This window comes from Streptomyces cavernae (genome assembly GCF_004023625.1).
Lineage (GTDB): Bacteria > Actinomycetota > Actinomycetes > Streptomycetales > Streptomycetaceae > Streptomyces > Streptomyces cavernae.
On record NZ_RPDJ01000026.1, the window covers coordinates 128,802 to 138,982 of the forward strand.

General features: G+C 70.8%; 6 protein-coding genes. All 6 read right to left on the bottom strand.

Annotated features, from left to right (window positions below; genetic code table 11):
• Positions 1-83: 83 nt before the first annotated feature.
• The 6 genes from EF387_RS31225 to EF387_RS31250 all read right to left on the bottom strand — a co-directional run bounded on the left by EF387_RS31225 (position 84) and on the right by EF387_RS31250 (position 9,960).
• A complete protein-coding gene (locus EF387_RS31225) occupies positions 84-1,154 on the bottom strand; it encodes a PucR family transcriptional regulator (RefSeq protein WP_128379995.1) in 1,071 nt (356 codons plus the stop codon).
• 170 nt (positions 1,155-1,324) lie between these two features.
• Entirely contained in the window at positions 1,325-1,711 is a 387-nt protein-coding gene (locus tag EF387_RS31230) for a hypothetical protein (protein WP_128379996.1), read from the bottom strand.
• A 295-nt stretch (positions 1,712-2,006) separates the two neighbouring features.
• The gene (locus EF387_RS31235; RefSeq protein ID WP_128379997.1) at positions 2,007-2,210 is read right to left on the bottom strand and encodes a hypothetical protein; all 204 of its coding nucleotides are present in this window, start codon (positions 2,208-2,210) and stop codon (positions 2,007-2,009) included.
• Positions 2,207-7,186, bottom strand: a complete 4,980-nt coding sequence (locus tag EF387_RS31240) for a DNA repair ATPase (RefSeq protein WP_128379998.1) — start codon at positions 7,184-7,186, stop codon at positions 2,207-2,209. Before EF387_RS31240 ends, EF387_RS31235 begins: the two co-directional genes overlap by 4 nt.
• A gap of 142 nt (positions 7,187-7,328) precedes the next feature.
• Positions 7,329-9,362: an SPFH domain-containing protein gene (locus EF387_RS31245; RefSeq protein WP_162467241.1), complete on the bottom strand. Its 2,034-nt coding sequence runs from the start codon at positions 9,360-9,362 to the stop codon at positions 7,329-7,331.
• 76 nt (positions 9,363-9,438) lie between these two features.
• Complete coding sequence (locus EF387_RS31250) at positions 9,439-9,960, bottom strand: hypothetical protein (protein WP_202918421.1); 522 nt, start codon at positions 9,958-9,960, stop codon at positions 9,439-9,441.
• Positions 9,961-10,181 lie beyond the last annotated feature (221 nt).

The following is a 10,181-nucleotide window of genomic DNA, read 5'->3' on the forward strand; positions in this document are numbered from 1 at the left end:
ACCCGCTGTGGCTGCTGGTCACGGCCGGCGTCCGGACGACGAACCCGCACGTACGGGCGAGGCCACGGCCTGCTCCCGGGACTTCAGCCGGGCTTCGTCGTCCAGTCCAGCAGTCGGGCGCCGATCACCGCGGTGTGCAGGGCATAGCGATGGACGGGGTCGGAGGGGTCCGAGCCGGTGAGCTTGTGGATGCGCTCCAGGCGGTAGGTGAAGGCACGCACGCTCAGCGAGAGCCGCCGGGCCGCTTCGGCGGCCACATACCCGGAGTCGAAATAGGCGGTGAGGGTGTCCAGGAGCGGCTGGGCGCCACCGCGGGCTCCGCGCAGCGGGCCGAGTGTGTTTTCCACCAGGTCGTCCATGGCCTGCCGGTCGCGGGTGAGGACCGGGTAGACGAGGAGGTCGGCTGCGTGCAGCAGGGGTTCGTCGAGTTCCAGGCGTTCGCCCAGATCGAGGGCGTTCAGGGCCTCCTCGTAGGACTGGACGACGCCTGCCGCGCCGGGTTGCGGGCGGCCGATCCCCACCTGGCCGCCGCCGGTGGCGGCGAACGCCTGCTTGGCGAAGTGGGCGAGTACCTCGCTCTGGTCACCCGGGGCGATGCACACCAGTCGGCCGTCCTTTGTGGTGAGCAGGATGCTGCGGTCGCCGAACCGGCCGATCAGCGCGCGCTCGACCTCCCGGAGAACCGTGTCCCCTTCCTCGTACGCGACCGGGCCGCGTGCAACGGCGACCGCGTGCTCGTACGACAGCCGCAGCCCGTAACGCTCCGCGCGCTGGGCCAGCCGGCCCAGGTCGCTGCGGCCGTACAGCAGGTCGTCGATGAACTCGCGGCGGGCGGCTTCTTCCTGGCGTACGGCGAGCCGCTGCGCCCGTTCATAGCCTTCGGCGAACGCGTCAACGACCTGCGCTGCGGCGCCCAGCACGTCGTCAACGGAGACGCCGTCCCCGGTCGGCCAGTGTGCCCGGGTGGCGGCCATATGGGCGCCGACCATGACGCGCAGTCCAAGGCCGGCCTCCGCGGCCTGCTCGCCCAGCGCGCGGCGCGAATCCAGTTCACTCCGGGTCAGCCGGCGCCCGGTTGCCGAGGCTTCCGCAAGGATGCGGGCGTACCCGTTCAGATACTCGTCGTACTCCTCGGACGTGTCCCGCCCCGCCATGTGGGTCTCCCCGAAGTTGATCCGTTGTTGACATCTTCCTGAACCATGCCTGCGGCAAGGGACCCATACAAGCCGGGTCGTTGCCTGCTTCCGGCAGTTGTCGGAGGTGGCGACATGCCGACCGCGAGCAAGGCGCCACTGCCGCTTCGAGGGCATGGGGCTCCGGCTGGTCAGAGCGTGGGGCCGCCGGGCCCCTCCGGATCACCACGGCCGTCCACCGCTGCCGGGGGCTGATCGACGGCCTGGTCCCGCATCACCCGCCGGTAGAACCATTCGCCCAGCTGCGAGCCGGCCATGAGCCCAGAGGCGAACATCAGGAACCCCATCTGCATGAGGGAGGCGAGAAAACCGGCCTCCTCGGCGTCCAGGTCACTCGCCCGCAGCAGCGGGACAACCAGCCCGCCGAACCAGATCACCAGTAGCGCCACCCCCCGGACGCGGATGCCCCACGGGCTGGTACGACGCCTCACCCGCTTCGAAGCAGAGCCCCGCAGCGAGGAAATGGCCAGGGGCAGGGTGAATGCCGACCAGCCGATCAGCCAGAACCACAGGAACACAACACACACCTCCTTGCGAAGAGACCAGCGGCGGAAGAACGTGCACTGTCACTCGGTGCGGCGCCGCACGTCGGGAGCGCCTTCTCGCGCAAGCCCGGCCGATCCAGAACCGCCCGGGCTCGCTCCTCGACCCACTGACGATGTCAGCCGGTGGTGTGACAAGGCGCGTAACGTCGTTGGCGCTGCCATCGGCTCGTGGTGGCACAACCGGCACGGCCTGCAGAGGTCATGTGGTGCGCGGCCTGAGCCTTGGCACTCGCGGGGCCGCGCGGATTCTCCTCGGTGTACCCGGCCCTCACTCGCGCTCGCGCAGAAACCGGTTCCCGTAGGCGTGGGTCCGGCGACGCGTCTCGCGAATACCGCGGGTGGCGGTGGTCTGGATCCGCAGGCTCTCGGCGCTCGCCACCATGCGGCGCCGGTCCCGACGGACCAGTACGGCCGTGCAGACCACCACGATCAGCACGGCGGCGGCGAGCGGGATCAGGAAGGGCGTCATCATGGCTCCTTGCGTCCGGCGGCGTGCCGGCCGTGAGAGTTGGCAAGCAGGGTGCGGGGGTCGGTGGCGCGGGTGATGGCGGCCTCGACCGCGGCCACGCGGTCGGCGAGCAGACCGAGGGCGGCGATGGCTCGGGCGGGCGCCGCGAGATGGGGGTCCGCCCGGCCGGAGGTTGGGGGAAGGTCGTTCTCGGGACCGCCGAGGGTCCGGGTGCGCACGTAGGCCGCCTTCAGCTCGGCCCAGCGCGCCGTCTGCCGGTCCGTCATCGTGCCGCGCAGCTCCGCCAGCTTGAGCAGGTTGGCCTCAGCACCGGTGGTGAGGGTCTGGGCCTCTGCCGTGTAGTGGTCGTCGATCAGGGCCGCCAGCTCGGTGTCGTTCATGACCGGCTGGATGCGCTGGGCGATCTTGTTCATGTTGCGGTAGGAGCCCTGGAGGTGGAAGGGCGGTTCGGTGCGGGTGGCCTCGGACTGGCCGGCGGACGCGATGTAGGCGGCGTTGACCGCCAGAACCGTCTCGCGGGTCGTGAGCAGATGACGCAGTACAGACTGGATTCGCTCCAGCTCGGCCGGTGCGTACGGATGGGTGAGCCGGTCGGCGCGGGCCGTCGAGTCGCCCTGGGCGAGGCGGACGAGCAGGTCCAGGTCGGTGCGGTCACGGCCGGCAAGGGGCGCGAGGACGGGGTTGGCGGTGAGCGCGTTCTCGATGAAGCTGAGTGCGAAGGCGTCCTCCTTTCCGGTCAGGACGTCGCCCAGGTTCCAGACGTCGGCGCGGTTGGCGAGCATGTCGGGCACGCGGAAGCGGCTGCCGGACTCGGTGTAGGGGTTGCCTGCCATGCAGACGGCGAAGCGCTTGCCGCGCAGGTCGTACGTGCGTGGCTCGCCGTCCCGTACGCCCTCGATGCGGCGGGTGGCGTCGCACAGCGGGATGAACCTCTGCAGCAGTTCGGGGGAGGTGTGCTGGATGTCGTCCAGGTACAGGAGGGTGTTGTTGCCCGCCTCTACCGCGAAGTTGATTTTCTCGACCTCCTGGCGGGCGGTCGCGTTCGGGGCCTCGGCCGGGTCGAGCGAGGTCACCGCGTTGCCGAGCGCGGGGCCGTTGACCTTGACCAGGAGGAGGCCGAGGCGGTCGGCGACGTACTCCATGAGCGTGGTCTTGCCGTAGCCGGGCGGGGAGATGAGCAGCAGGAGACCGCCGGTGTCGGTGCGCTTCGACTCGCCCGTGGTGCCGAGCTGCTTGGCGAGGCTGTCTCCGACCAGCGGCAGGTATACCTCGTCGATCAGCTTGCTGCGCACGAACGCCGACATCGCCGTCGGCCGGTACTCGTCCAGGCGGAGGCGGGTGCGCTGGGCGGCCACCAGTGCCGTACGGCGCCGCTGGTAGGCGCGGTGGGCGGGAACATCGTGGTTGCGGAACTCCTCCGTGCGAGCGAGAAGTTCGTCGATGCGGACGGTGAGCCTGCCACCGCTGACGCGCGGGTGGGTGCCGAGCAGGCCCTCGACGCTCTCACTCAGAGGTGCTTGTGACACGTAGCGGGGCAGCTCCGGGCAGAGCTCGGCGGCCACCGCCTCGGCCAGATCGCCCGGAGTGATCTCCGTGCCGGTCGCGGTGGCGTACGACGTCAGCCACGCCTCGACGAGCTGCTTGCGGGCGGGCAGGTCGGCCAGTGCGGCGAGGTCGTCGTCGTAGGCCGGCGTGCCCACCGTACGGCGGAACTTGTCGAGCAGGGTTCGGGTGCCGGCGCTGATGACGAAGCCGTCGGGACCGCTCGTCAGTTCCTCGAAGAGGTAGGCGGCCGCCGCTTGTGTGCCGATCGCCTTCGCCAGTTCGGCCCGCAGGTCGGCGATCGCCGGCACGAGTCCGAACGTGTCCCGGGCGCGCGCCAGCGATACCGCCCGCCGGGCCCAGTTCTCGCGCTCCTCGGGTGTTGTGCCATGCGCCCAGACCAGTTGGGCGGCGGCGCGCGCGGCGGGCTCGTGGCGGAGCAGGCCGGCGCCCTCGTGCAGGCGCAGAAGCGCGGCGAGGATCGCGGTCGCGTCGTGGTCGTGGACGCCGCGCTGGTAGCCCTCGTCGTACGCCGCCTCCGCCGCCCGCCAGACCAGGGCGGGCAGGTCGGCCGCCGCGAGCGCGGCCGGGCCGTGTTCGTCGAGCAGCCGGGCGGCGAGGTGCTCTGCGCGGTAGACCTCCGAGGACTCCGACGCGAGGGAGCGGTCCCAGTGGGGGCGGGTGGCGGCGAAGTCGGGGTCTGTTACCGGCGAGCGGTAGTCGGTGCCGGTGAGCGCGAAGGCGAGAGTGTCGCCGTGCGGGACCAGGGTGAGGTCCAGGGGCTGGGTGTTGACGGCGAAGTGGTGGCTGCCCAGGCGGAGGGTGCGGCCGTCGTCGGCGTACAGGTCGGTGCGGTCGCGCAGGAACCGGAGTGCTTCCTGGCGGGCGGACTTGAGGAGGCCGTCCAGTTCCTCCGCCCTGACCTGGTCGCCGAGTTCGCGCAGGTCGTCGGCGATGCGGCGGACCTTGGCGGGCATCGGGTCGGAGGTGAAGTACGTGACGACGGCGTCCGTGTCGGCGAGAGTGACGGCGCGGCGGGTGACCGTCTGCAGGACGCGCCTCGCCGAGTCCGCCAGGCGCTCGGCGCGGCGGGCACCGGCGTCGGCGAGGGTCTGTTTGCGGGCGGCGAACGCCTCGTGGATCTCGTCGCGCTTGTCCGCCAGCTCGCCGAGGAAATCGTCGGACTGGGCAGACTCCGAGAACCGCGCCTCCAGGTTCTCCACCTGCACCAGCATGCGGGCGAGTTGCTCGTCGCATGCCTCGGGGCTGTCGGCGGCCGCGAGCGCACCGATGACGGCCTGGCCCAGCAGCGCGAACCCGGCCGCGAACTCGGCCCGCCCCTCACGGTCGAGGAGCGCGCGGCGGCGGCCGTCGAGGGTGGCGCGGGCGCGGTTGACGCCGCCGATGACCTCGGCGATCCGCTCCAGGATGGACGTACGGACGGTGGCGTCACCGATGTCCAGCCCGGCGACGACCTCGGTCACCGTGCGCAGTCCGTCCGCGAGGTCGTCGAGGCGGGCCGCGACGGGCGCTGCCTCGGCGACGGTGGCGATCCCCTCTGCGTCGGCGACGAGCCGCTCGACCTCCGCGTGCCGGCCGGTGAAGGCGTCCTCGCGGGCGAGGTGGGCGACGGCCCGTCGGCCGAAGGAGGCGAGATCGGCCTCGGCGGCGGCGGCGAGTTCGTCGATGCGGGCGGTGTCCGCGTACCGCATGTCCTTGAGGGTGAGCAGGTGGCCCTGGGCGTGGCGCAGTTCGGTCAGGCCGGTGACCCAGGCCGCGGCGCCGCGCGGGGCCTCGCCGCGCAGGCGCCTGACGACCGTGGCGACGCGGGCGGCGGCCGCGGTGAGGGCGTCGGCGGCCCGGCGGGTGAGGGCCTGGACGGTCTCGAACTCGGCCAGCACCTGCTCGGCGGTGGCCCGGACCTGCGTGAGCGGCGTGTGCAGGTCGCCGAGTTCCGGCTCGCCCAGCCAGTGGTAGGAGTCGGTGGCCCGCACGCAGGCGGCGGCCAGTGCCTGGTAGACCTCGCTCGTCGGGATCGTCTCGGTGACGGCGCGCGTGATGGACAGGCAGTCGGAGATGCCGCGTACGAGGTCGGCGTTGCCGACGCGGGCAATGGGGTCTCCGCTGCTCGAACGAAGCTGAGAGCTTGAGGAAGGGCCGGTGCCGACGGGCTGGGCGGCGGCATGGGTGTCGGAGACGTACGGGGAGTTCCACAGCTGGAGCGGGTGGACACGCTGTGGCTCGTCGTTGTCCGCGCGCAGGGCCAACAGTGTGCCGTCGTCGAAGAGGGCCCAGCCGTGGCAGGACAGGGGCGTGGCGACCTCTTTGCGGATCATGTTGTACGGCAGCAGCAGACTGCGGCCCTCCGTTCGCGCGTGGAAGGCGAACAGCACGTCCTCGCCGTTCGGGGAACGGACCACGCGCTCGAACTCCAGGGCCGCCATGTCCAAGGAGGCGGCGATGCCGTCGAACGTCTTGTACGTCCCCGTGGCGAGGCAGTAGCCGCCGGGGAAGACGATCCCCTGGTCCTCGGGCAGTGTCCGGCAGGCCCGCCAGATGCCGTCGAGGCGGACGACGCTTTTGGTGAGCGTGTTGAAGACCAGACAGCGGTGGACGTCCTCCTTGTACGGGAGGACGTCCACCAGGATGAGGGCGCCCACGCGCGCGTACGCGATGTCGGCGTCGGCGAGGGACTGCAGCGGCTCGGCGACCGGCTCGGTGTGAATCCCCTCGCCCGTCTCGGTGTTGTCCTCGATCTTGACGGTCAGGGTGCCGCCGACGGTCCCGACGAATATCTCGCCCTCGATGGAGACATGCGGGTGGCGGCCCGGGATGTGGTGCTCACGGGTCGTGTGTGTCCAGGCGAAGTCGTGGGAGGGCGGGAATACGTTGTGGTGCTCGCCGTGCTCGCCCCGCGCGTCGAGGAAGGTGGCCTGTCCGTCGTCGGCCAGTGCCCAGCGCAGGACACGGATGTCGCCGGACTTCTCCCCCGTCTGGAAGACGGCGAGCAACTTGCCGTCGGCACGGCGGAGTTGCAGGAGGTGGGCTTGGCGGTAGTAGCGGTAGAGAGCGGCGAACTCGCGGACGAAGCCGGGGTCGTCGAGCAGGCCCGGCACGGCGTCCTCGGGCAGCCGGTTCAGGGCGCGGTCGTACAGCGCGAAGACATCGCCCACCGTGGTCTCCGGCCCCCGGCCGAGGAAGACGTTGTGGCCGAAGAGCAGGGTGTCGCCGACGGAGACGATGTCGCGAGGCACGCAGGTGTGCTCCGTGCGCAGCCGCTCGGTGCTCGTCAGCTCCAGCCGGATGGAGCCGAACGCCTCGATCCGGCGGGCGTTGAGCGCCTCGGCGCGGCGGGCGAGCTCCGCGGCCTGCGCGGTCAGCCGGTCGCGCAGCACCTCATACACGCCTGTGTCCAGAACGGCGGTGCCGGTGGTCATGGGGTCCCTCTCGGACAGTCGGAGAGAAGTCGGGGAAACGTGATCCGGAGCTGCCGTCCCCTGTGCGGCAGCTCCGGATCACGGGCCGGGGGGCCTTGGCGGGCCCGTCAGGTCCTGCGTGCCGGTCAGACCGGGATGACGGTCAGTCCCTGGCGCTGCCGTTGAGCGCGGCCAGCGAGGTGTCGGCGAGACCCAGCTCGCCCGCCTTGTCCAGGAGCTGCTCGAACTGTCCGGCCTTCGCGCCGCCGTTGTTCATGAGCTTCATCAGCAGGGCGGAGACGGTCAGGTTCTGCACGTCGGCCGTCGAAACCGAGCCGAGGACGCCGATGAGGTCGTCGGTGAAGCTGGAGGTGCCGTCCAGCCAGGGCTTCGCGAGCGCCTGGGCGGTCTCGGAGTGCTGGACGAAGCCGTCGACGCCCTTGCCGAGCGCGATGGAGGACACCAGCCGGTCGAAGAAGACCGACTCGCCGCCGACGATGTTGATGTCGGCGTTCTCCAGCCCGGTGGCGAGCACCGTGGCCTGCGCCTCGGCGACCTGCCGCTGCACGTCCAGCCCGGCGAGACGGATGTCCTTCTCCGCTTCCAGGCGCAGCCGGTACTCCTCATGACCGCGGGAGGCGTCGTCCAGGGCGGCCATCGCCGCGGCCTTCTCGGTGAGACCGGCGGCCTCGGCCTTCAGCTTCCCGCTGATGCCCTCGGCCTCGGCCAGCGCCTTGGCCCGGGCTCCCTCCGCCTCGGCCCGCATACGCGCTTCGGTGGCCTCCGCCTCCGCGCGGCCGGCCTTCTCGATGACCTCCGCGTCCTTGTCGCGGACCTGCACGGCCGCGAGGCCCTCTGCGGCGGACTCGGCCTGGATGCCCTCGGCGAGGCGCAGCTTGGCCTGTGCGTCGAGGTCGGCGCTCTTCAACCGGGCCTCGGCCAGGGTGAGTTCCTCGGCGGCACGGTGGACTGCGGCCTGCTCGGCGGCCTCGGCGGCCTTGATGTCCTTGACCAGCTTCTCCTGCGCCTCCGCCTCGGCAGCGATGATCACAGCCTGCCGGCCGCGCTCGGCCTCCTCCACGGCCCGCAGCTTCTTGATGGCCTCCTCCTGCTCGGCGACCGTACGGTCCACAGCCACGCGCTCGCGGATGACCTCGGCGATCTCCCGCTTCTCCGCCTCGACCTCCTTGGAGGCAGCGATCTGCGTCAGCTGGGTCTCCCGCTCCCGCGCGATGACCTCGAGGAGGCGGTCCTTCTCGATGCGCTCGTTCTCGATGGCGATGACCCGCTCGCGGTTCTTGGCGGCGACGGCGACCTCGCGGGACTGGTTCTCGCGCTGGATGCCGAGCTGTTCCTCGGTCCTGAGGAACGCGGACTGCGCCCGCAGCCGCTCCTCCTCCATCACCCGTGCGGTCTCGGCCTCCTCACGGGCCCGTACGGTGTCGATCTCCCGGCGCTGCTTGATCTCGGCGTCGGCCTGGCGGCGCTCGAGCTCCAGGATGGCCTCGCGGGCGTCGACGTTCTGCCGGGTTATCTCCTTCTCCTCGGTGCGCTGTGCCTCGTTGGTGCGCACGTGCTCCACGGCCGTCAGCTCGGTGATCTTGCGGATGCCCTGGGCGTCGAGGACGTTGGCCGGGTCGAGCTGGGTCAGCGGCGTCTGCTCCAGGTAGTCGATCGCCGCGTCCTCCAGGTGGTAGCCGTTGAGGTCGACGCCGATCAACTCGATGATCTTGTACCGGAGTTCCTCGCGCTTGGTGTACAGGTCGGTGAAGTCCAGCTGCTTGCCGACGGTCTTCAGCGCCTCGGAGAACTTCGCGTGGAACAGCTCCTGCAGCGTGTCCCGGTCGCTCGCCCGCGCCGTGCCGACGGCCTGGGCGACCTTGATGACGTCCTCGACGGTCTTGTTGACCTTCACGAAGAACGAGATCCGGATGTCCGCGCGGATGTTGTCCCGGCAGATCAGGCCCTCCTTGCCGGCCCGGGTGATCTCGATGGTCTTCACCGAGATGTCCATCACCTCGGCCTTGTGCAGCACCGGCAGCACTACCTGCCCGGTGAAGGTCACATCCACCTTGCGCATCTTGGAGACGATCAGCGCCTTGCCCTGCTCCACCTTGCGGAACAACCGGGCGACGACAAGTCCGAGGAGCAGGCAGACGGCGACGAGCACGCCGATGCCCACGATCATGGCAACCATGGCATACGTCCTTCAGGCATGAGGGAGTCGAGCGTAAGGAGGAGAGGCCGGAGGTGAACTCCGGCGGCGGCACGGCTCAGGCGGCGCGGTCCCGCGTTTCGAGCGCGAGGTCGCGCGACACGCCCCCGTAGGGGTTCCGGCTGTCGGCATCCGCAGGCTCGGCGTCTCCCGTGCGAGCCTCGCTCGGCACGGACGGCACCGGTTCGTCCGGGAAGAGGCGGTGCAGCGGCCGAACGATCAAACAGGTCGCGGCCCAGGCGACGAGCAGCGCCCCCACAGGTACGACGAGGTGCAGGATCCCGGCGGCAGGTCCGGGGAGCGCGAACACGGCCAGCAGAACCTTCGCTCCCACGCTCAAGGACCAGGCGAGCACCGTCAGAAGGGAGAAGGCAACCGTCACGGGCACCCCGCCCATGCGCCACGCCCGAAGGTCAATGTCCGTGTCGAAGCTGCCGACGCCGGCGACTCCCACGGCGGCCAGGAGCCAGAAACAGACGACCACGACGAGGGCAGCGGTCAGCAGGATCGTGGGCAGCCCCGTGGCCGCTGCCAGAAACGTCCGCATCTCCTGGTCCCCCTCTCCGCCCGCGGCGCGCATCAGTCGGCTCCGACGGTGCACGGCCGTTCCGGGCCTCGATGCCGGACACCTGCCGGTGTCCGGCACCAAAACCATCCGCCGTGCTCCCCGCGAGCCATGCTGCACGATCCGGTCCCGGCCGCGCATTGCCGGTTTCCGGCAATGTTCATCAGCGTCTGCATGCCGGTGGCCGCTGAGAAACCGTCACCGGCGCGTCAGGAGGGCAAGTAGCCGAATCGGCG

Excerpts from the sequence above, each read along its gene's own strand:
- EF387_RS31225 (WP_128379995.1), bottom strand. The coding sequence starts at position 1,154 with ATGGCGGGGCGGGACACGTCCGAGGAGTACGACGAGTATCTGAACGGG.
- EF387_RS31245 (WP_162467241.1), bottom strand. The coding sequence starts at position 9,362 with ATGGTTGCCATGATCGTGGGCATCGGCGTGCTCGTCGCCGTCTGCCTG.
- EF387_RS31235 (WP_128379997.1), bottom strand. The coding sequence starts at position 2,210 with ATGATGACGCCCTTCCTGATCCCGCTCGCCGCCGCCGTGCTGATCGTG.
- EF387_RS31240 (WP_128379998.1), bottom strand. The coding sequence starts at position 7,186 with ATGACCACCGGCACCGCCGTTCTGGACACAGGCGTGTATGAGGTGCTG.
- EF387_RS31250 (WP_202918421.1), bottom strand. The coding sequence starts at position 9,960 with ATGCGCGCCGCGGGCGGAGAGGGGGACCAGGAGATGCGGACGTTTCTG.